Raw genomic sequence first — 22,975 nt, 5'->3', positions numbered from 1 at the left:
GAGGTGACAAGGCAAAGTCATTTACAAGATTTGAATGCTATTCATAGTTCTAAACCATCAATTTCAAAATCTGTCATTGGTAGGCACGAGGGATCTCCAGCGGTACAATTAGACGGTTGAATTACTGGAAAAACTTTAACCTTTTGGGGTCAAAATCATCCTCTTCCTGATCCTCGTGAGATGCTGATCCCGATAGCTATCGGGATCAGCATGACGGCTGCTCCGATATATATGTCAATGGTAGGTACGAGGGATCTCAAAAGGTTCTTTATATGTTAATATTTATCATTTACTGTTCCTCGTGAGATGCTTGCTACGTCAGCATGACGACCTCTGTTTTTATATGTGTTTTTTAGTTGGCTTTCTCATTCTCGCCTCTCACGTCTAAAATCTAAAATCTCCAATTTCCCCATTCTACCACAAATCATGCACTTTATCTTTCAGGTATTTTTCATAAAGATCCTTGACAGCCTCCATTTTATAGGGAGATATCGGAAGATGTTCCGAGGATTTTACATTAGATTCTACCTGATTTACATTGGATGCACCCGGAATGACGGTACTGACCTGGGGATGCATCAAAATCCATTTGATGGCCCATTCAGACAAGGCAGTGTCTTCCCCAAAAAGAGCTTTCAGTTCCCCAACAACTTTCAAACCTGTTTCATAATCAACCCCAGAGAATGTTTCTCCCTTGTCAAAAGCCTCGCCATGTCGGTTGAAGTTCCTGTGGTCATCAGGTGCAAACTCGGTGGCACTGTTGTATTTGCCGGTCAGAAGGCCGCTTGCCAATGGAACCCTTGCGATTATCCCAAAATCATCGATGCTTTTATGTGTAAATAATTCCTCAGCAGGTTTCAATCTGAACATATTGAAAATGATCTGAATGCTTAACACATTATCATATTTCATGGCGGTAATCGCTTCCTCAACTGTTTCTACACTTACACCAAGAGCCTGAATCTTGCCTTCTTCTTTAAGTTTGTCAAATAGCCCGAAAATATCATCTCTTTGGTAAACAGGGGTGGGAGGGCAATGAAGCTGAATCAAATCTATGGTTTCAAGATTCATGTTTTTCAAAGATGCTTCCACAAAACCTCTTAAAGCTTTGGTAGTATAACCTTCAGGTATATGGGGTTGGATCTGTCTTCCGCATTTAGTTGCCACATAGATTTTTTCCGATCTTTCTTTTATGGCTTTACCTACAGCAGCCTCGCTCTGACCCTCATCATAGACATCAGCCGTGTCGATAAAATTAATACCATTGTCAATTGCGGTATGGATGATTTCATTGGCATTTCGCTGATCGAATGGTTTTCCCCATCCGCCACCTACCTGCCAAGTACCTAGGGATATTTCAGAAACCATCCATTCCGTTTTCCCCAAAATTCTATTTTCCATAATTGAATTGATAAATTTGAATGTTTATTCCAGAAAGCAATTTAAATCTTTATCTTTAGTTCCTTAAAAATTTCGCAATGAAATCAAGAAGAAAATTTCTACAAACCTTAACAGTCGCCGGTGCAGCGGCTACCTTACCTATTAATCTTATGGCAGAACAATCAAAGAAGCAAAAAATGATCCACCAGGTGTTTTTCTGGTTGAATGACGATGTGGATGTGAATGATTTCAAAAAAGAAGCAGCAGTATTGGGAAAATGCAAGACCGTGGCAAAGTTTTATATGGGGACACCCGCGCCAACCGAAAAAAGATCAGTGGTAGACCACAGTTATCAAGTATCCTGTACCTTGTTTTTTGACAGTATAGAGGATCAGAATGAATACCAGGTAGATCCAATGCACTTGGCCTTCGTCGAAAAAAATTCGAACAAATGGAACAAAGTTCAAGTATATGACTTTGTAATCTGATCCATTTGCGGACGGGAGTACGTTAATTGCCCTAAGAACAAAATGTCAATGAAAAATACCCGCTTAATTTATATTTGGATGTTGCTGATTTTAGCAGCTCCTATGATTTCCTGTAATCCCGAATCCGAAGATGTAGATCCCGGCAAAGTAGAAAATGTTGTCCAACAGGCCATTTTTGAAAGCATGAAGGAATTCTATTATTGGGAGGACAAATTACCGGAAACCTTCAATTCTGCTAATTTTTCTTCAAATGAAGAAGTATTGGAAGCATTGCGCTTTAAAGAATTGGACAGATGGTCATACCTGACTACCAGGGAAGCTTTCAATGCTGCATTTACAGGACAGGCAACAGGTGCACATGGTGTTGGATTGGGAATTGATCAGGATGAAAATTGGTTTGTCACTTTTGTTTATAGAGATGGACCTGCGGGTAAAGATGGATGGCAGAGAGGATGGCAGTTTTTGGAGATCAACGGTAAAGCCATATCTGAGTACAAAACAGCCAATGGCGGGTTTAATTTCCAGTTGGGTCCAAATGAAAAAGGAATTTCAAATACATTTAAATTCAGGCTTCCTGATGGTACTGAAACGACCCGTACCATACTTAAAGATGCTTTTCAGACCAATTCTGTGCTACATCAAACTGTTTATGATCTAGGCAGTAAAAAAGTTGGACATTGGGTGTATCAAAGTTTTAGAGCCACTCAAGGATTAACACCGACACGAAGCAGAGAAGTGGAAGACAGTTTCAATTACTTTATGGCAGAGAATATCGATGAGCTTGTTATTGATTTAAGGTACAATGGTGGAGGTTCTGTTGCTGTCACAGCTCAGATTTTAAACTATATTGCTCCGAGCGCTGCTGATGGGAAAGTGATGTACATGGACAAACACAACAGCAAGAAAAGTAATTTTAACAAGACTGTGAATTTCTCCAAAACAGGGAATCTTAATCTCAACCGGTTAATTGTGATAACTTCGAGGGGTTCGGCATCCGCTTCCGAATTGTTGATCAATTGTCTGACACCTTACATGGAAGTAGTTTTAATAGGAGATGATACCTATGGTAAACCTGTTGGTTCTTTTCCTTTATCCTCGTTCAACAGGACCTTAAGTGCCAATAATGTGGAATTGGTACCCATTACATTTGCCACTGCCAATGCCCAAAACAGAGCCGATTTCTTTGATGGATTTCCTGCAAACTTTAAAGTTGGGGATGACCTGACCAGAAATTGGGACAATCGGGAAGAAAAAAGAATAAAAGCGGCATTGGACTTTATCAATAATGGTACAATTTCGGGGAGGATAATGCATGACTATTATAAACCCAAATGGGAAATGATTGATGCTTTTGAAGGATTGCAGAAGGAGTTTCCGATGTATTAGTATGTGTGAGACTTAAGGTTTAAGATCCAAGAGGCAAGAACCAAGAACCAAGAGGCGAGAAACGAGAGGCGAGAGATGAGAAACAAAGCCTGCCCCCAGTATTTGGAAACCAAGAAACAATTGGGATAACTTCAATTAGGGGGATTTAGAGGGAAAGATAAAGATTGCAAGAGGATTTTATAATAACCCTGAAAGGGTTGAACTTTGAATAGCCCCGTGTGAAACGCGGGGAATTGAATTGATTAAACATAGGCGTCAACCCTGAAATGCCTGTCCCGAAAATCGGGAGGTTGAATAATCCGGATAATTTGCAAAAAATATATCAAGTAATTTCAGGATTTGACTTAGAATCAAGACAAAAAACTCAGTTTCATTGAAATTACTGGGTAAAAATGAAAGAGTGAATTACTTAAAAAAACCAGCGGAATTAATACCGCTGGTTTTTTTAGTTTTTTTCGAGGATGTTTTTTAGATTTTCAAGTCCGGTCTGGAAATCATCCCCGACCATAGCCTCCATATCCATCACCCATAGCATGGCATTCATGGGATAGGCCATGTGTCCATCATATCCCCATCTTACCAAGGTCTGGTTTTCATTGATGGATTCAAATTCCATAAAAGCTTTATCATTTGATTCGAAAGGTTCAAAAAACCGCAAAGCATAATCTATTCTCTCGCCTTCCTGAATGGATAAAATCTCTTGTTCTCCCGCACCAACATCTGGATTTTCGCTTTTCCAAGATGCAACAAAACCCACCTCTCCGTCAGTGCCCCGATATTCCTTTTGCATGTCCGGGTCCATAAGTGCCCACTTGCTGTAGCTGTCCTGGTTTTTTAGGTATTTGGTATAATCATACACCTCATGATGGGGTCTGTCAATGGTAATTTCTCTCACAACCGAAACATCCTTGGCTGTGAACAGGGCACCTATCAAAGGGACTGCGATAATGATGACTATTATGATAGCCATGTTTTTTAATATTTTCATGGATTGCTGATTTTGGGTGTTTAAGTTAAATAAAAAATGCATTAATCCCTTTTCCAAATCATCTGTTTTCTTTTAGTGCAATATAATCAGCAGTATCAGATATGAGTGTATTGTGTCCACAGGAAAGTTCTATTTTTTCGATATGCGGAATTTGTGAGGTGAACTCTTCTAAATTTTCGGAAGTGACCATCTGATCGAACTCTCCTGTAAATAAAGTAATGGGTGTCTTCAATTCATTAAGCAGATAAATAATTTGCTTCAGATCAGGTTGCATTGGTTTGAAAATATTCCAAGTGAAATATATTTGAGCCCTTTTGGTTCTGGTCTGCATTTGTGACTTGACAAATTTCACCAAACTGGCCTGCAAAAGACCTAGCCTGTGAAGGATGTCAACTGTTTTGAAAAATCTGTTCGGATGAAAGATCACGTGTCTAAAACTCCTGTTTAAAATCCCCGGAAAAGTAGCCATGTTGTACCAAAATCCGGTTTTTATTCCATCAGGAGCCATCAGTGTGAGAGAGTTCACCAAAGTTGGAAATAATTCATAGGTCACAAGGCAGAATTTGCCACCCATACTATATCCGATCAGATGAAAGGTCTCAATATTTTCTTTTCTCATTAGAAGTGCTATGAATTCTTCCCAGATTTCTTTGGTAAGCTTTTCGCTATTGGATTTCCAAGTGCTTTGTCCATGAAAAAAGATATCAAAAACCAGATAGGTATCCTCTTCTTTTCTAAGAACCAGAAAACTATCAAATGCCTTTATGTTTTGACCAAATCCATGGAACAGTAAATGGATATTACGTCCATTTCCAAATTTCCTATAAGCCAAATTACCGGATGAAGTCAATAAAAATCGCATTTTATATGAATCTTTTTTTAATCGAAGAATTCTTTGTAACCAATTCAAATGTAGGGAGATTCCATATTTACGCACCAAATCTAATTAATGAATTTATTAGCCGTGAACGCTATCGGACAGATAAATATTTCATATTGATCAAAAATGAACAAGTAATCTATGTTTTGTAAATGTTTAAGTCAGTAATTAAAAATAAAATACTTAAAAAACTTAGAAAACTTTGAACTTATTAATAGTTTCCTGAGTTTTGTCCTCAAATCGAAAATACTGTGGATACAAAGGAGAAGATTATAGAGACTGCAACAGAGCAGTTTATGAGGTTTGGAGTAAGGTCAGTCACCATGGATGATATTGCCAGGATGGCAGGAGTATCCAAAAAGACCATCTATCAGGAATTTACGGACAAAAACCAATTGGTGTATGAGGCCTTTGACCTGGCCATTGAAAATGACAAAAAAGAGATGGACCGGATTCCCAAATATCAGGATGGTGTCATTGAGCATCTTTTGGGATTGTCAGCATTTATCAAGAAACGATTTTCGGATTTTAATCCCATGATTCTCCATGAAATTCAGCGCTATTTTCCTCAATGTTGGCAATTGTTTGAGGAATTCAAGAACAAACATGTCGTCAACGAAATCATTGAACTTTTGGAGAAGGGTAAATCCGAAGGGGTAATCAGAAAAGAAATAAACTCCGAGATCATGGCGCTTATGCGGATGGAACAAATGATGTTAACCTTTGATCCATTGAAGTTTCCCACCTCAAAATACAATCATGTAGAATTACAAATGCAGATTTTCGAACACTTCCTTTATGGGATTTTTACGGATAAAGGAAAAGAAGCATACCTAAACCAAAAAAACACACAGCAAAATGAAAACCACAATTAAACAAAAATCCGGGATTCTGGCATTCTTGATAGCGGTTTTTGCAGTCTTTGCTACCCAAGCACAACAAGTAATTGAGTTGTCATTGGAGGAAAGCCTAAGATACGCACTTGAAAATAACGTAGACGCTAAGAACGCACAGTTAGAAGTATTGATTTCCAAGGGAATTATAGGTGAAAACAGGGCTGCCGGTTTGCCTCAAATAAACGGAACACTGGAAATGACAAAGAACCTTCAGCCACCTTTACTTATTCTTCCTGCCGAGGCCGGAGGAGTGATTGGAGGCGATGATGGTGCTCCCGGACAAGGAAGCGGACCTGATGATATTATTGTGATTCCTTTTGCAGTAAACTACCAATCATCACTTTCTTTTTCATTGGAACAGATGATTTTCAATGGTTCTTATTTTGTAGGTCTTAAGGCTGCAAAAACTTTAAAATCCCTTACTGAATATGACAAAGAAAAGACCGAAATAGATATCATTGAATCTACCAAAAAGGCCTATTTCACAGTATTGATCAATAAAGAAAGGAAAGATCTGGTCTCTGCCAATCTTGAAAGAATAAAAGTACTTTTAAATGAAACTGAAGCACTATTCACTGAAGGGTTTGTTGAAAAGCTTGATGTTAGCAGGGTGAAAGTCCAGTTAAACAACATACAATCAGAGTTGGATAAGATTGAAGCTGCAGAAGAAATCAGCAAGCAACTTTTAAAGCTTCAAATAGGCATGCCTCTCAATGTGGATATCAATGTTAACCAGAAAATAGTTGACGTCCATACTATAGCTGAACTGGAATCACTTCTCAATAATACTGGATACAGGAGGGTGGAAATCGATCAGGTTAATACCAATTTGGATTTGACAAAACTCGATATGAAAAATAACCAAGTTCAGTATATTCCAAACATTTCAGCGTTTGGGACTTTTCAAAGAGTAACCGGTGCCCAGCGGTTCAATACTATTTTTGATCAAGAGAGATGGTTTTCAACTTCCTTTGTCGGACTTAGAATGAATATACCGGTCTTTGATGGCTTGAATAAAAGTTATAAAATTCAACAATCCAGGGTTCAGATCAGACAACTTGAGAATCAACGGCATTTCATCGAAGAAAATATTGAACTGGAGCGCATTCAGGCAAAAACAACTTTAAGAAATGCTATCAGAACCTTAAATGTTCAATCAGAAAATAGGGAATTGGCTTTAGAGGTATTTGAAATGACCAAAATCAAATACCAAGAGGGAGTAGGTTCCAACTTTGAAGTAGTTGAGGCAGATTCTGCCTTGAAGGAAGCTGAAACAAATTACTTTTCGGCACTCTATGATGCGCTCATTGCCAAAGTTGATTTGGAAAAGGCATTGGGATTATTGTAAAAAAATTAATTAAAAATTATAAATCTTAAATATGAAAACGAATTTTTCACTTTTGATAATAGGCCTGGTGTTTTTGGCAACATCTTGTGGGCAAAAAGACGAATTGTCTCAGAAAAAAGACGATCTGGCAAAAATGAAACAGGAAGCTGCTCTTTTGAGGACCTCCATTGAAAGTCTTGAAAAAGAAATAGGGGCTTTAGATCCTGAATTTGGACTTAGTAATAGAAAATCAGTATTGATAACAACAATCCGACCTGAAAAGGGACATTTTGAGCATTTTGTAGAAGTTACAGGCTCGGTGCTTTCCAAGAAAGATGTGAATATTTCAGGTGAAGTTTCAGGAAGAATCCAGGAAGTCAGTGCATCTGAGGGCATGCGTGTCAACAAAGGTCAGGTACTTGCCAGAGTAGATGCTGAAACCATTCAAAGAAATATGGAGGAAGTCGAAAAGCAATTGGAATTGGCCTCCATCATTTTCGAAAAACAGGAAAGGCTTTGGAAACAACAAATTGGCACAGAAGTCCAATTTTTGGAGGCCAAAAATAGAAAGGAGTCACTTGAAAAGAATCTTTCTTCTTTGAGAACCCAAGAATCAAGAACTATGGTCAGGGCGCCATTCAACGGCACAGTAGAAGAAGTACTTGTACGTGCAGGCGAATTAGTGCAACCTGGAACACCCTTGTTTCACTTCGTCGGAGACAGTGATCTTTTTGTTGAAGCAGATGTATCAGAGAGATATATTGGTGTTTTGAACAAAGGGGATTCGGTTGAAATACATTTCCCTTCTGTCAATGAAAACTTCAAAACAAAAGTTACTGCAGTAGGAGGTGTAATTAATCAAAACAACCGCACATTCAAGGTCGAGGTTGTTCTGCCAAACCTACCTTTTGCCAAACCAAATATGCTTTCAGTTTTGAGGATCAGGGATTATGAAAATGAAAATGTGGTTTCAATTCCTAATTATCTTATTCTACAGGATAATAGAGGTGATTATGTATTTACAGTGGAAGACGATATGAGTAAAAAGCGTTATGTGAAAAGGGGCATGATCTACAAAGAGGTGAGTGAAATACTGGAAGGATTGTCAGGAAATGAGGTATTGATTGACAAAGGCTTCAGAGAAGTTGGGGATAATTTTAGTGTAAACATAGCTCAATGATAGACTTATGTCGCAGGTAGAAGAAAAGAAAAAAGGAATCATCCGTGAATTTGGGTTGAGTTCCCTGTCCGTGGATAATCAGACATCGGTCGTCATATTAGTAGTAATTATCAGCGTTTTGGGGCTCTTGGCTTACAAGACCATGCCCAAGGAGAGTTTCCCGGAGATAGTGATCCCTACGGTTTATGTGGGTACAGCCTATCCCGGCAATTCACCCGTAGATATGGAAAACCTGATCACCAGACCGATTGAAAAAGAGCTCAAATCCATAAACAACGTAAAGAGCATCAAATCCACTTCGGTGCAGGATTTTTCATCCATTGTTGTAGAATTCAATCCCGGATTGGAAATATCTAAGGCCATTCAGGATGTCAAAGATGCGGTGGACAAATCCAAAAGTGAACTGCCAACTGATCTTGATCAGGATCCTGATGTGATTGAAATCAACACCTCTGATTTTCCGATCATGAACATCAATATCTCAGGTAATTATACTGAAGAGGAATTAAAGAAATATGGGGAATTTCTGGAAGACGAAATAGAAAAATTACCGGAGATTTCAAAAGCTGAACTTCGTGGTACCATAGAAAGGGAAATCCGGATCGATGCAGACATTTATAAAATGGAGGCATTGGGAGTTTCCTTTGGAGATATTTCAGAAGCTGTTTCTCAGGAGAATGTTACGATTTCAGGTGGTAATATTCTTACAGGTGAATTCCGGAGGGCGCTCAGAATCACAGGTGAATTCAAAGATCCCAGAGAACTGAATGACATTATCATCAAAACAGAAGAAAACAAGATCGTTTATTTGTCAGATGTTGCTGAGGTCATCGATACCTACAAAGAAAGAGAAAGCTATGCCAGGAGCAGTAAACTTCCTGTAGTCACAGTGAATGTGGTCAAAAGAAGCGGGGAAAATCTTTTGGATGCCTCAGACAAAATAAAGGACATTCTGCAAAAAGCAAAAGCGGACAGGTTTCCAAGTGATCTTCAGATTTCTGTGACCAACGACCAATCAACAAGAACCAGGTCCCAAGTCAGTGACCTTGAAAACAGTATCATCTTTGGAGTAATCCTGGTCGTTCTGGTTTTGATGTTTTTTCTGGGATTCCGTAATGCTCTTTTTGTGGGGATTGCAATTCCGCTTTCCATGTTTATTTCATTTTTGATTCTGAATTCATTGGGCATTACACTCAATTTGATGGTGCTGTTTGCCCTGATTCTTGCATTGGGAATGTTGGTGGATAACGGTATCGTGGTGGTGGAAAACATTTACCGGTTGATGCAGGAAGGAAAATCGCCTATTAGGGCAGCAAAAGAAGGAGTTGGTGAAGTAGCATGGCCAATCATTACTTCCACGGCTACCACTTTGGCAGCATTTCTTCCTTTGGCTTTTTGGGATGACCTGATCGGGGAGTTTATGAAATACCTGCCGATTACGCTGATTATCGTACTTTCATCTTCTTTGTTTGTAGCCTTGGTAGTGAATCCTGTATTGACTTCATTGTATATGAAAGTCCAGGATTTTGACAGGTTCAAGCCAAAAAAGAAACCGCTGTTGATAGCCCTGATATTTTCCGTAATGGCCATCATTTCGTACCTGGCCGGTTCCCTGACTTTCGGAAATCTCTTTATGATTGTTGCAATATTGACTGTATTCAATGTTTTTGTTTTAAGAGGTGCTATACGTTGGTTTCAGAATGAGTTTTTGGTATATCTGGAAAACCAATATGAAAAGACGCTTAATTATGCTTTGAGAGGTAAAAGACCCTATTATTTCTTTGGAGGCACCCTTTTACTTTTGGTTTTGTCTCTGGGATTGTTGTACATACGGGCTCCAAAAGTCCTCTTCTTCCCGGACAATGAACCTGCTTTGGTAAATGTTTTTATTGAGAATCCGATCGGTACCGATACTGAGGCGACCAATGATTTTATGTTGGAAATGGAGGAAGAGCTGTTGCAGGTATTGGAACCTTACCACAATATTGTAGATGCAGTAATCACGCAAGTAGGTCAAGGTGCAGGAGATCAGGCAATGGGACCCAGTACAGGAAATACACCGAATAAGGCAAAAATCACCATCAGTTTTGTGGAATATCAGTTTCGAAAGGGGATCAATACCAATAAAATCATGGGAGAAATCCGGGATATAGTTGAAAAATATCCTGGCGTTTTGATCACTGTTGATAAGGAATTGGTTGGCCCTCCTGTCGGCAAAGCTGTCAATATTGAGGTAAGTGGTGAAGACTATGAAAAACTGATCGATTATGTGAGAGGATTCAGGGATTATCTTGCCAATTCTAATATTCCGGGAATTGAGGAATTGAAAACTGATCTGGAACTTGGGAGTCCGGAAGTTTTGCTTAAAATTGACAGGGAAAAAGCCAGGAGGTTTGGATTGTCCACCACTTCCATTGCAAATGAATTGAGGACGGCTTTGTTTGGACTGGAAGTTTCGAAGTATAAAGAAGGAGAGGAGGATTATCCAATCCAATTGAGACTTAAAGACGAATACCGCTATGACCTTTCTTCTTTGATCAATAAAAAAATCAATTTCAGGGATAAATTAGGAAACAAGAAAGAGGTACCTATTTCTGCTGTAGCTGAACTGGAATACGGTTCTACCTATGGTTCGGTCAAGAGAAAAGATCTCAACAAAGTGATTTCAATTTTCTCCAATGTGACTGATGGATATAATCCAACTGAGATAAATGATCAATTGAAGGATTTGGTCGCCCAGACTGAGGTGCCGGAAGGTATTACCGTCAAGTTTACCGGCGAACAGGAAGAACAGGCCAAGTCACAGGCCTTTTTAATGAGGGCATTATTTATAGCAGTGTCTGTCATATTCCTGATCATCGTAGCCCAGTTCAATTCAGTGACTACTCCTTTTATCATTTTGGCTTCTGTGGTATTGAGTACAATTGGTGTTTTCTTGGGACTTGTGATTTTCAATATGGATTTTGTGATTATTATGACAGGTATTGGTATTATTTCACTGGCAGGTGTGGTGGTAAACAATGCGATTGTATTGATAGATTACACCAATCTGGTAAGAGAAAGACGAAGAGTGGAACTTAATACCCCTGAAGGAGAATTTCTGCCATTTAATGAATTATTGAACAGTATCGTTTCCGGAGGCAAGACTAGATTGAGACCTGTATTGTTGACAGCCGTCACAACAGTTTTGGGTTTGATACCTTTGGCTATAGGAATGAATATCAATTTTGGGACTTTGTTGAGCTCTTTTGACCCACAGTTTTTTGTGGGTGGAGATAATGCTGACTTCTGGGGACCAATGGCTTGGACGGTAATATTTGGTCTAACCTTTGCAACCTTCCTGACGTTAGTAATTGTACCTGTCATGTATCTATTGGCAGATAAATTAAACATGTTGATTCGTAGATTGAAATAGCATGATTAAATAAAGGTTGGTGGTTTTTAAATGTTTAAACCTCCGGGGTATTATCCCGGAGGTTTTTGATTTTTAGGGCTAATTCTGGAAGTGAAATTGACTAGATTGACACTTTTAAGATAAATTAACATTTAAAAAAAAATTCAAGTTATTCATTGGATTTATTCCATCCAAAAAATGAAATAGGCTGCTTTAGTTCTTTAGAAATCCATATTTTTACAAATTGAAAATAATTTTTATATGGCGGAATTGAAGTGGTTTGTATTGTACACAACCTCAAGATCAGAAAAGAAAGTAGCTCAAAGATTAATGGAGAGGGGTTTGGAAGTATATCTTCCTATGATTGAGGAATTAAGGCAATGGAGCGATCGGAAAAAGAAAGTCCAAAAAGCCTTGTTCAACGGATATGTATTTGTAAAAACAACCAAACCCAATTTATGGGAGACGCTTCAGGTTCCCGGTGCTGTGAAGTTTGTGAATTTTTCAGGTGAACATGCTACTGTAAGGCAAGAGGAGATCGATACAATTCAGCGTATTTTGGATACCGGAGTTGCCGTTGAAACAGACGGATCTGAAATTGCCAAAGGTGAGCAGGTAAAGATTCTTGGAGGTCCTTTGCAGGGAATGGAAGGGGAATGTGTCAATAAAGGCAATAGCGATTATTTTATCATCAGGGTCCCGGGAATCAATCAGAATTTGTTGGTGAGCATTGAAAGGAAATTTTTGCAGGTGGTTTGAGAGATGGGAGACGCTAGATGTGAGATGTGAGATGTGAGATTTGAGATATGAGAACCAAGAGACGAGAACCAAGAAACAAGAGCCGAGAAACGAGAGGTGAGTGAGAAACAAGAACCAAGAACCAATTCCTGCCCCGATTATCGGGGAGCCAAGAATCAAAAAGTAAGCTGTGAAAAATGGTTGAAATTGAAACAAGGTTGAAATAGAGTAGAAATAAATTAACCAACTTAAAATCTACAGGATTTTAGGTTGGTTAATTTATTGGAAAAATCATGATTCCCCTCAACTATCGGCCTTTTCTGTTTGTTGCTTTAGGATCTTTTACATTTTTGGAGGATAATCCTTATCGGTTCATAATTTTCAAGTTGCGGTTCTAAGTTGCTATTTACCTGCTCATGATAATTTCATAAACGCCTCCTTTGTCCAGACCGACAAAAATCCGCTCCCTACCGGATTCACTTTTGACAATTAGATCATAGACGCCTCCGAATTCTACGCCGGGAAAATTCTTGGTTTTCCAGGTACTGCCTTTGTCCTGACTGTAGTACAGTTCAAGAGGTTGAGGGTCTTCGATTTTGATCCATTTGCCTGTGAATACAAGATTCGGGTCATTTTGGCTTATTCCTATACCCATAAAAAAGTGGGCTTCCTCGTGGCGGTCAAATAGGGTCTGCCAAGTTGCCCCCTTATCAGTGGTCTTGGCAAGTTCTCCTTCCCAGCCTACGTAAATGCCCTGGGGAGATTGATTGTCAAAAACCACTTTTTTGACAACTGTGGGGTTGGGAACCAGACCATTCCATTGATTTTGTTCTTCTTCTCCTTTGATATAGACCAAAAACCCGTTTTCAATGGCCCCTTGTCCACCCGCCCATATTTCATTAGGGGCGAAGGGATTGACAAATACCCGCATCCGGTTTGCAAAAATCTGCCAGTCTCCCCAAACAGGTTCCCAAGTGACCCCGAAATCCGATGATTTGGCAATGACCTGATTACCCGTTGCATAGATCAGGTTTGGATTGGTAGGATGTACTTCAAAATCATGAATGGCCTCTGGAAATTCACCGCCTCCAAAATTGGTTTCTAATTTCGCCCAGGACTCTCCTCCATTTAATGTCCGGTACAGTGCGGGTTCTTTTTCGGAAAAAAACACAATATCCCTAAATGAAACTAAGATATCATTTTCCGAAAAAATCACGGCATCTTCTATATTCTCACCTTCAAAGCCCAACAATCGGAAGTTCCCCTGCTCATTGATGTTTTTGACATAAATACCTTTGGTGGTCATGGCGTACAACCGGTTGTCTTTGAGTACCAATTGATTGACAGTGGTATTTACCAATCCCAATGAGTTAAGGGTAAATACATTGGTTTCAATGTCCAGTCCATCCTCTCTGCAGGACATTGAAATAAGTAAGAGCAAAATCATGTAAAATGAAGTTCTGAATTTCATAGTGGTTTTGTTTTTTTGAATTAATAATTGGTCAGTTTTCTATAGGACGTGACTGACTATAAAAATGCGACAAAATTGGAAAAAAAATTATCCTACTTTGTCATGTTTGGGAATGGGCTTAAACCTGCCAGGTTTTTCACCCTTTAAACTGTTAATCTGAGGCTATCCACAACACAAACCTGGCAGGTTTCTTTCTTTAACATTTAATTTGAAATGTAAGAGTAACCTACTTGTCAATATGAACTTCTCAATAGCCTTTTGTAAACAATCTGGGTTTGGAATAGGTGGTCGTTGAATAGGTTGTAACCAACGTTGCCATCAAGTTTATCTGAAAAAGTGAACAGTCCTTTGATTTCCAATGAAAGATCGGAGAACTGATCCAAACTATAGCTAAATCCTACAAGAACCGGAATATAGGGAGTAGTGGCCTGGGCAGAAAACTCCGGTGCTGCCGGGTCAAAAGAAAAAGCCTCTTTTCTATTGACATGGACAACACCGATACCTGAACCGAAATAGGTATTGAACCTGCCCCTGTTCATATGGTTGTCATAAGGGATCACATAGAAAATAGGCATCAAATCTGCAAAGTACGCCTGACCTTTAAACCTAAATGCACCTCCTGCTTCTTCCCAGCTTTTCATGGCGTAGTCTCTGAATCTACCACCACTTTGGACAAACTGCACACCACCAGTAACTTGGAGGGCAATTCTGTTATGCACTTTTTTATTGAAAGCCAATGAAATGGCCGGATTCCAGTTGAAATTACTCTCATTGAATATACCTCCATTGTCGGCATACATAAAAGAAGGACCCGCACCGACCAAGATTGAATTTGTCCTTAAATTTCCATCACGATAAAAGCTTTGGGCCTGACAAAATGTTGAAAAAAATAAACAGCCTATAAAAAAGGCAAACAATGGTGTTAAAGCTGAAATTTTCATTTTTGCGGAAAATTGTAGTACATCAAACCAAAAATGCAGCACCTGCCAATCCTTGGTCTGAACTTAGAGATAGATGCTTAAAATTAAAAAAATATTCCAAATATCAATGGTTTTCCTCATTATCCTCCAATGCCTTGGAGATCTCACTTTCTGTGGTTCTTAACTTGTTTTTACAAATCTTCACCAAAGTCGTAGCTTCTTTGACCAGGTCAGAAAGTTCGTCCATTCCTTTTTCTCCACTTTCAAGAAGATTTACGATTTCCTCAATTCTCGCAACAGCTTTGTCGTAACCGATAATTTTATTTTCCATGTTCTTCAATTTCGTTGATGATACTTTTTATGGTTTTATCCAGAAGATAAGTCCTGATTTCCTGTCCTTTCTCGGGTGCCAGTTTATGAAGGGGTAATCCATTAATTTCCGTCCGTGTATATCCTTTTTGGAAAAATGTATTGGGATCCGATTTTTGGATGTCTTTTTCCAGTTGTTCAAGTTTTCTGGATTGTTGCTCAATCTGCGATTTCAAAGTTTTTTGAAGACTGAGATTCATGTTGGCAACTTTGACCTGTTCCAATTTCAAAAGTCCGGCTGATGATATTCTGACTTGGCGTAATTTGCCGGTCAACTTTTCAGACTCTCGGCTTAATATATTCCTGGTCTGAATTTTCAATCGATTTTCCAGATCCAATAATCTTCTATCTTCCCAGTTCAATTGCTGTGAGCAGTTCCTATTCAGGATTTTTAACAGGTCATGCAATCTTTCCTCAAATTCCCTGAATCCGGAGAGAATAAATTCAGCTACAGCAGTTGGCGTTTTCATTTTGGTATGTGCAACCATGTCTGCGATGGTCTCGTCCCGTTCATGACCTATACCTGTAATAACAGGGATATGACTTTTGGCGATCTCAAGGGCCAAAGAATAATCATCAAAACAGTCCAGGTCCAATTGTGCACCTCCGCCCCGGATCAGCACTAAGGCGTCAAATTTATCTTTAGGATGATCCATAAAGACATTTTTGAAAGCATGGAGCAGTGTGTTGACTGCCTCCGAACCCTGTAAGGTGGCTTGATATAATTTGCTGACTACTTTATATCCAAAGCGGTTGTTCTCCAGCTGATTTATAAAATCACCGTAACCGGCAGCAGAGGCAGAACTTATTACGGCGATGTTTTGGGGTACCATCGGAAGCAAAAGTCTTTTATTCAGATCCATCATTCCTTCACGTCCCAACCTTTCAATTACCTCCTGCCTTATTTTCGCCCTTTCGCCCAAGGTAAAATTCGGGTCAATGTCCTTGACGTTCAGACTGATGCTGTAGATTTCATGAAAAGTTACCGTGACCTGTGCCAGGACTTTCATTCCGGATTTAAGACTTTGGCCTGTGACAGCCTGAAATCTGCCTGAAATCCCACGGTAGGAGTAAGACCAAATATTGGCCCTCATTTTAGCCAAAATGGTATTCCCTTGTTTTTCGACCAAATCCAAATAAGCATGGCCCTGACCGGCCTGTTTGAGTTCGCCTATCTCAGCCACTACCCAATAGGTCGGTTCCAATTGGGTCTCCAATGTCATTTTGACCAATTGATTGAGTTCTAAAAGGGAGATGGCTGATTGCATGGTGGAAGACTGGAGACGGGAGACGGAAGACCGAAGAATGCTGCTAATTATAAACCAGTCTTGGATTAGTTTGTATTATTCAGATTCTGGAAGGTTCCCGCTTATAATAATAATTGTTTGATTCTTTCCTTTAAACTTTCGGATGCGGGCACTAGGGGCAATCTTACCGTATCCCCACAGATTCCCAATTCTTTCATCAGACATTTCAAACCTACAGGATTGCTTTCCTCATACATTAAAGGATTAATGTCCAAAAGTCTAAAGGCAGCAAGTTTTGCTTCCTCTAAGCTACCATGGCAGATGGTTTTGAAGATTTCAGGATAGGCGTTGGCCAAAACTGAAATTACGCCAGCCCCACCAATGACCCGCATCGAAGGTGTCAAAATATCATCTCCAGAAATCAACAGGAAATCATCCGGCATCCGTGCTGCAATCCTCATACATTGGGAAAGGTCCCCACTTGCCTCTTTCATGCCGATGATATTGGGATGTTGGGACAGCTGAACGGTGGTCTGGAATGTGACATTGGACATTGTTCTTCCCGGTACATTGTATAGAATGACGGGAACAGGACAATGATCTGCAATAGATGTATAATGAGCTATGATTCCAGGTTGGGTCGGTTTGTTGTAATAGGGGCTTACGGAAAGAATAGCATCAATTTGGGAAAAATCAGTGTCATCTATTTCATCTAAGATTGCTTGGGTATTGTTTCCACCTATTCCAAGTACAATCGGCAATCTTCCTGCATTGAATTTGATACAAGCTTCAAGAACTTCTTTTTTTTCTGTTTTCGATAAAGTGGCGCTTTCAGCGGTTGTGCCCGATACGACCAAATAATCCACGCCACCGGTGATGACGTGGTCAATTAATTTCTCCAATCCAGGGAAATCTATACTGCTATTCTCATTGAAAGGAGTAATCAATGCAACCCCTGTTCCGTGTAGTTTCAACATGCTTGTTTTAGTTTTTCAAAATAGGCCATCAAATTGATCAGGTTTTCATTCAGACCATTGCCTTCCATTTTGATCATGAAGTCAAGGTAGGTTTTGTTTTCATCTGAAAGAAAGCCCATTTTGAACCTGCTTCGGTTATTGAGTAGCAAATAACGCAAATATGGATTAAGGGATAAAGAAGGCACCAAAATAAAATCCAATTTTTCATCCAAAAACCCATTGCAATAATCGCCTGGAAGTCCTGTCAGTGAAAAATGTTTATGTGAAATTGATTCTGTTTCCTGATTTTGCTCATGGTAATAAAATCCAATAATTCTTACCTGATATCCCCAAAGACTTCTGATAAACTCTTTGGTCACAACAAATTCATCTTCATTTTCAGCAAGTATCCCAACGCATTTGGGATTTGCCGGAACTTTGACATCATAGCCTCTCTTCCTTTTCAAAGAATTTTTGAGCTGAAAGTTTATAAACAGGTTTTTGATAAATTTCATGTCTCTATGGTTTTACCGACCATACTCAGAAACTCTTCCTCTGAGATCATCTTAATACCTAATTTTTGGGCTTTCTCTTTTTTACTTGGTCCCATATCTTCTCCTTCAATTATAAAATCCAATCCCTTTGATACAGCCTTCAGGTATTGCCCGCCATTTGCTTCAATAAAATCAATGATTTCATCTCGTTTGAAATGATTCAGTTTTCCTGAGGCCAATATTTTCATTCCCTGAAGACTATTGCCAAGCAATTCTTTCTCTGTTTCTGTTACTTTAAAGTTCAAGCCCTTTTCCCTCAGTCTTTGTATCATTACTAAATTTGCTTTTTCAGAGAAATAATCCTGAATACTGTTGACCAAGGTTTCACCCACACCATTGACAGCAAGTAAATCTTCGGAACAGGCATTGGAAAGGGCATCAATGGTTTTGAAATGTTTGGCCAGAATCTGTGCCGTATTTTCACCTATATTTCTGATACCTAGGGCAAAAATAACCTTCTCAAATGATTGGGACTTGGATGCATTGATTCCTTCAATCATATTTGAGATGACTCCTTCCTGAAATGTGTTGGCTTTCAGTTTTTTAATCCTTTCCTCCTGTTCTCCTGTCAGGTTCAGTTTCATTTTCAACATGATTCCATGCACAGTTCCTTCATGCTGTGCAGCAGCTTTTAATTCCTCCAAGTTTGCTTGATTGCCCACCAAAAGGTACAGTACGACAGAAACAGGTAGGTAATCTTCCAGTTTCGGAATGCCTGAACTTTGCAGTACCTTCTCTAGTTTGGCAATGGTTGCGATATTCTGTGCAACTTTTTTATTGGAAGTCCGGATAAAAGATTTGAAGTTTTCCAGTATTTTTTCCAGAGGAATTTCCATCTGTCCTTCACAGAATTTCTGTATGGCAGTGAGGGATATTCCTTCAGTCAATGCAAAGAATGATTTGGTCAGTGAAATGTACAGAATGCCATCATCGGTTTTTTGGTATTGATCCTGACTCATTTCCAGTCCCAACAATTGGTCCTGGATTTCCTCTAAGTCATAAATATCTGCCGGATTTTCAATATATCTTTGGTCAATAAGGGTCCTTATTCTTTCTGTCCCCATTGAATCTATATCCATGGCTCTTTTATGTACAAAATGCTCAATCCTTCCCAAAATCTGCGGAGGACAATTGGCTGCATTAGGACAAAAATGTTTTGCTTCACCTTCATTTCTTTCCAAGGGAGTACTGCACTCGGGACAGTGGTCGATATATTGAATGGGTTTGGCACCTACTTTTCTTTTGGTAGTTGAAACAGCGGTGATTTTCGGTATGATTTCACCTCCTTTTTCCACAAAGACGGTATCTCCTTCATGTAGTTCCAGTCTTTCGATTTCATTGGCATTGTGAAGAGAGGCCCTTTTGACGGTAGTACCTGCCAAGTGAACAGGGGATAAGTTAGCAACGGGAGTGATGGCACCGGTTCGCCCTACCTGATATGTAATGGACAAGAGTTGGCTTTCAACACTTTCTGCTTTGTATTTGTAGGCAATGGCCCATTTTGGGATTTTGGCAGTAAAGCCAAGTTCCTCCCTTTGGTCATAATTATTGATTTTCAATACCACCCCATCCGTTTCCAAAGGCAGGTCAAATCTTTTTTCTTTCCAATCTTCGATATAAGAGAGCACCTCCCGGATGCTTTCACATTTGGCATAAGTTGGGGAAACATTGAATCCCCATTTTTCAATCAAATGAATGGCTTCATCATGACTGTTGACAGAAAGTTCACTTCCTATAAGTTGGTAGAAGTAACAATTGAGCCTTCTTTTGGCCACAATGCTGCTGTCCTGCATTTTAACTGTTCCTGATGCGGCATTCCGAGGATTGGCGAGTAGGGTATCTCCATTTTCTTCCCGTTCCTGATTGATTTTATTGAATTCCCGCAGGGGAAGGAATATTTCACCCCTCACTTCGAATTTTTCAGGAATATTTTCCCCATGAATTCTTAAAGGGATATTTCTGATCGTTTTGATATTTTCAGTGACCACATCACCTCTTGTGCCATCTCCCCGGGTGACGGCCCCGATAAGTTTTCCATTTTCATACACCAATGAAATGGCCACACCATCAAATTTAAGTTCGCAGAAATACTCATAATTTCTATGCTCAAGTCCTTTTGCCACCCTTTCATCAAAAGCCAACAGTTCTTCCTCGGAGTAGGTGTTGCCCAATGATAGCATCCGTGATTGATGCTCTGCAGTCTCAAATTCTTTGGTGATGGCGCCGCCCACTCTTTGACTGGGACTGTCGGGCTCAAGGTACTCGGGGAATTGTCTTTCCAATTGGATAAGTTCTTCCAATAGCTTGTCAAACTCAAAATCAGATATTTCAGTACGGTCTTCCTGATAGTAAAGGAAGTTGTGGTAATTGATCTGCTTACTGAGATCAGCTATCCGTGCCTGAGCCTCTATTGGTGTTATCATATTGTGATTTGGGAAATACAAATAAATGGTGACCAAAATTAACTTTTGTAGGTAGAAACACAAAGCAATACTTCAAGTAGCTTGGGATTTTATGTAATTGGGTTTAAGTGAATGGGAATCCCTATATTTGTGAGGATATTCTGTACGATGAGTAAAAAGTCTGAAATAGAAGCCAAAATCCTACAAGTAGCCTACAATTTTTTTATTGAAAAAGGTTATAAGAATACAACTATGGATGAAATCGCCCAGGAACTGGGTATCAGCAAAAAGACTTTATACAAATATTTTCCCGGGAAATTGGAACTTCTGGGCGCTGCATTTGACATGCTTACCAACAAGCTTTCCATCAAAGTCAATGCCCTCCTAGACAATGAAATGATTCCATATACGGTAAAATTGAAATCCCTCCTGACCGACGTAGCAAAGGATATCGCCCCCATCAATCCAAAAATATTAGATGAGCTAAACGAATTTGCTCCCGAAATTTGGAAAGAATTATTGGATTATATCAGAGAATCAGGATACCTCAGGTTTCAGAAACTGATCCAGGAAGGGATCAAAAAAGGCTATGTCCTTCCAAATACCAATGTTGCCTTTGTAGTCTTTGTATATACATCAGCCATACAGAATTTGATAGACAATAAATTTTTAAGCCAGTTTCCGGACGAAATGAGGGCGGGTTTTAATCTCAGTCCTGCCCAGATTTATGATCAGGCCATACAGATTATTTATTCCGGAATACTTACTGAGGAAGCCCAAAGAGAACTCCGTCAAATTTGACATTTAATTCAAATCACCCTAACAATCTAATTTCTATATTTGCGTCCTATGGAAAACAGCAAGTTCAACAGATATACCATTACCGCCGCTTTACCTTATGCCAATGGCCCGTTACATATAGGGCATTTGGCAGGATGTTATATTCCATCTGATATTTATGTCCGCTACCTGAGATCATTGGGCAAAGAAGTGGCCTATGTCTGCGGGTCTGACGAACATGGTGTTGCCATTACTATCAAAGCCAAAAAAGAAGGTGTCACTCCCCAGGAAGTGGTGGACAGATACCATGAACAGATGAAGAAAAGTTTCCTGGAGTTTGGGATCAGTTTTGACCATTATTCCAGGACCTCTGCTAAAATCCACCACGAAACGGCCTCCGATTTTTTTAGGAATCTTTATGAAAAAGGGGAGTTTCTGGAACAGTCCACAGAACAGTATTATGACGAAGAGGCGGGACAGTTTTTGGCCGACAGGTATATAGAAGGTACTTGTCCAAAATGTGGAAATGAAAATGCCTACGGTGATCAATGTGAGAAATGCGGTTCATCTTTGAGCCCGACAGACCTGATCAATCCCAAATCAAAACTCAGTGGAAATACACCTGTACTGAAGGAAACCAAGCATTGGTTTTTGGATCTCGCCCGATACACGGAATTTCTGAAAAACTGGATATTGGTAGAGCATCAAAACGACTGGAAAAACAATGTTCTTGGACAATGTCGCTCTTGGTTGGAAGCAGGGGATGGGTTGCAGGCAAGATCCATGACAAGGGATATGGATTGGGGAATTCCGGTACCTGTGGAAGGTGCTGAAGGAAAAGTCCTTTATGTCTGGTTTGATGCACCGATAGGCTATATTTCTTCCACAAAAGAATGGGCAGCAGAAAAAGGAATTGATTGGGAACCATATTGGAAATCCAAGGATACCAAACTGGTTCATTTCATCGGAAAGGATAACATTGTATTTCACTGTATTATTTTCCCTGCAATTCTGAAAACCCACGGAGAATATATTTTACCGGATAATGTGCCCGCCAATGAATTTTTGAACCTTGAGGGAGACAAGATTTCCACTTCAAGAAACTGGGCAGTTTGGTTGCATGAATATTTGGTGGAGTTTCCTGATAAACAGGATGTGTTGAGGTATGTGCTCACTGCAAATGCTCCCGAAACAAAAGACAATGATTTTACCTGGAAAGATTTTCAGTCCAGAAATAATTCAGAACTGGTTGCCATATTCGGAAATTTTGTGAACAGGGCTGTGGTACTTACCCACAAGTTCTTTGAGGGTAAAGTGCCTGCCTTGGGAGAAATCAATGATTTGGATAGGGATGCTTTAGAGAATATCAGGGAGTTTCCGGAGAAGATTGCCGCTTCTATTGAGCGGTATAGGTTTCGGGAAGCTTTGTCGATAGTGATGGACTTTGCAAGAACAGGCAATAAATATCTGGCTGAAACTGAACCCTGGAAAACAATCAAAGAGGACAAAGAAAGAACAGGCACTATACTGAACATTGCGCTGAATATAGCCGCAAATCTCGCGATTGTTGCAGAACCTTTTCTACCATTTACATCAGACAAAATATATGGCATGTTCAA

The 22,975-nt window shown here is 39.6% G+C and carries 20 protein-coding genes; 10 read left to right on the top strand and 10 right to left on the bottom strand.

Annotation, left to right across the window (positions count from 1 at the left end; translation table 11 throughout):
• Window positions 1-414: 414 nt before the first annotated feature.
• Window positions 415-1,401 (bottom strand): aldo/keto reductase, encoded by a 987-nt coding sequence (locus tag ACEW8O_RS14090; RefSeq protein ID WP_373495266.1) that lies wholly within the window; start codon window positions 1,399-1,401, stop codon window positions 415-417.
• A 77-nt stretch (window positions 1,402-1,478) separates the two neighbouring features.
• Between ACEW8O_RS14090 and ACEW8O_RS14085 the strand changes: the two genes are divergently transcribed.
• Both ACEW8O_RS14085 and ACEW8O_RS14080 read left to right on the top strand, forming a co-directional pair.
• Complete coding sequence (locus tag ACEW8O_RS14085) at window positions 1,479-1,868, top strand: Dabb family protein (protein ID WP_373495265.1); 390 nt, start codon at window positions 1,479-1,481, stop codon at window positions 1,866-1,868.
• 48 nt (window positions 1,869-1,916) lie between these two features.
• Window positions 1,917-3,254, top strand: a complete 1,338-nt coding sequence (locus tag ACEW8O_RS14080) for a S41 family peptidase (RefSeq protein ID WP_373495264.1) — start codon at window positions 1,917-1,919, stop codon at window positions 3,252-3,254.
• A 445-nt stretch (window positions 3,255-3,699) separates the two neighbouring features.
• On the opposite strand, the gene ACEW8O_RS14075 is transcribed toward ACEW8O_RS14080, so the two are convergent.
• Window positions 3,700-4,242, bottom strand: coding sequence for an SRPBCC family protein (locus ACEW8O_RS14075; RefSeq protein ID WP_373495263.1), 543 nt, complete (start codon window positions 4,240-4,242; stop codon window positions 3,700-3,702).
• Between the two features lie 58 nt (window positions 4,243-4,300).
• Window positions 4,301-5,104 (bottom strand): alpha/beta fold hydrolase, encoded by an 804-nt coding sequence (locus ACEW8O_RS14070; RefSeq protein ID WP_373495262.1) that lies wholly within the window; start codon window positions 5,102-5,104, stop codon window positions 4,301-4,303.
• Window positions 5,105-5,109: 5 nt separating this feature from the next.
• On the opposite strand from ACEW8O_RS14070, the gene ACEW8O_RS14065 reads away from it, so the two are divergent.
• The 6 genes from ACEW8O_RS14065 to ACEW8O_RS14040 all read left to right on the top strand — a co-directional run bounded on the left by ACEW8O_RS14065 (window position 5,110) and on the right by ACEW8O_RS14040 (window position 12,678).
• Window positions 5,110-5,274 carry a hypothetical protein gene (locus ACEW8O_RS14065; RefSeq protein ID WP_373495261.1) on the top strand — a complete coding sequence of 55 codons (165 nt, stop codon included), beginning with the start codon at window positions 5,110-5,112 and terminating at the stop codon, window positions 5,272-5,274.
• 99 nt (window positions 5,275-5,373) lie between these two features.
• Entirely contained in the window at window positions 5,374-5,997 is a 624-nt protein-coding gene (locus tag ACEW8O_RS14060) for a TetR/AcrR family transcriptional regulator (RefSeq protein WP_373495260.1), read from the top strand.
• Entirely contained in the window at window positions 5,981-7,366 is a 1,386-nt protein-coding gene (locus tag ACEW8O_RS14055; RefSeq protein WP_373495259.1) for a TolC family protein, read from the top strand. Before ACEW8O_RS14060 ends, ACEW8O_RS14055 begins: the two co-directional genes overlap by 17 nt.
• A 31-nt stretch (window positions 7,367-7,397) precedes the next feature.
• A complete protein-coding gene (locus tag ACEW8O_RS14050) occupies window positions 7,398-8,525 on the top strand; it encodes an efflux RND transporter periplasmic adaptor subunit (RefSeq protein WP_373495258.1) in 1,128 nt (375 codons plus the stop codon).
• A 7-nt stretch (window positions 8,526-8,532) separates the two neighbouring features.
• Window positions 8,533-11,940 carry an efflux RND transporter permease subunit gene (locus tag ACEW8O_RS14045; RefSeq protein ID WP_373495257.1) on the top strand — a complete coding sequence of 1,136 codons (3,408 nt, stop codon included), beginning with the start codon at window positions 8,533-8,535 and terminating at the stop codon, window positions 11,938-11,940.
• Window positions 11,941-12,180: 240 nt separating this feature from the next.
• Entirely contained in the window at window positions 12,181-12,678 is a 498-nt protein-coding gene (locus ACEW8O_RS14040; protein WP_373495256.1) for a UpxY family transcription antiterminator, read from the top strand.
• A gap of 385 nt (window positions 12,679-13,063) precedes the next feature.
• Here the strand turns inward: ACEW8O_RS14040 and ACEW8O_RS14035 are convergent, their stop codons facing one another.
• The 7 genes from ACEW8O_RS14035 to ligA all read right to left on the bottom strand — a co-directional run bounded on the left by ACEW8O_RS14035 (window position 13,064) and on the right by ligA (window position 20,597).
• The gene (locus tag ACEW8O_RS14035; RefSeq protein ID WP_373495255.1) at window positions 13,064-14,128 is read right to left on the bottom strand and encodes a WD40/YVTN/BNR-like repeat-containing protein; all 1,065 of its coding nucleotides are present in this window, start codon (window positions 14,126-14,128) and stop codon (window positions 13,064-13,066) included.
• A gap of 233 nt (window positions 14,129-14,361) precedes the next feature.
• Window positions 14,362-15,069: a hypothetical protein gene (locus tag ACEW8O_RS14030; protein ID WP_373495254.1), complete on the bottom strand. Its 708-nt coding sequence runs from the start codon at window positions 15,067-15,069 to the stop codon at window positions 14,362-14,364.
• Window positions 15,070-15,172: 103 nt separating this feature from the next.
• Window positions 15,173-15,379, bottom strand: a complete 207-nt coding sequence (xseB, locus tag ACEW8O_RS14025; RefSeq protein ID WP_373495253.1) for an exodeoxyribonuclease VII small subunit — start codon at window positions 15,377-15,379, stop codon at window positions 15,173-15,175.
• Window positions 15,369-16,685: an exodeoxyribonuclease VII large subunit gene (gene xseA / locus ACEW8O_RS14020; protein ID WP_373495252.1), complete on the bottom strand. Its 1,317-nt coding sequence runs from the start codon at window positions 16,683-16,685 to the stop codon at window positions 15,369-15,371. The genes xseB and xseA overlap by 11 nt, the downstream gene beginning before the upstream one ends.
• A gap of 101 nt (window positions 16,686-16,786) precedes the next feature.
• Window positions 16,787-17,641 (bottom strand): 4-hydroxy-tetrahydrodipicolinate synthase, encoded by an 855-nt coding sequence (gene dapA, locus ACEW8O_RS14015; protein WP_373495251.1) that lies wholly within the window; start codon window positions 17,639-17,641, stop codon window positions 16,787-16,789.
• Complete coding sequence (locus tag ACEW8O_RS14010) at window positions 17,635-18,135, bottom strand: DUF6913 domain-containing protein (protein WP_373495250.1); 501 nt, start codon at window positions 18,133-18,135, stop codon at window positions 17,635-17,637. Before ACEW8O_RS14010 ends, dapA begins: the two co-directional genes overlap by 7 nt.
• A complete protein-coding gene (gene ligA / locus ACEW8O_RS14005; RefSeq protein WP_373495249.1) occupies window positions 18,132-20,597 on the bottom strand; it encodes an NAD-dependent DNA ligase LigA in 2,466 nt (821 codons plus the stop codon). Before ligA ends, ACEW8O_RS14010 begins: the two co-directional genes overlap by 4 nt.
• Before the next feature lie 147 nt (window positions 20,598-20,744).
• Here ligA and ACEW8O_RS14000 point away from each other — a divergent pair, with 147 nt between their 5' ends.
• Together ACEW8O_RS14000 and metG are read left to right on the top strand one after the other, a co-directional pair.
• Entirely contained in the window at window positions 20,745-21,377 is a 633-nt protein-coding gene (locus ACEW8O_RS14000; protein ID WP_373495248.1) for a TetR/AcrR family transcriptional regulator, read from the top strand.
• A 48-nt stretch (window positions 21,378-21,425) separates the two neighbouring features.
• The coding region (gene metG / locus ACEW8O_RS13995) for a methionine--tRNA ligase (RefSeq protein ID WP_373495247.1) at window positions 21,426-22,975 on the top strand (1,550 nt) is incomplete at its 3' end.

The sequence above is a fragment of the Aquiflexum sp. genome (assembly GCF_041749095.1).
Lineage (GTDB): Bacteria > Bacteroidota > Bacteroidia > Cytophagales > Cyclobacteriaceae > Aquiflexum.
The sequence above is the reverse complement of the archived record's forward strand: the minus strand, read 5'-3'. Positions and strand labels throughout refer to the sequence as shown.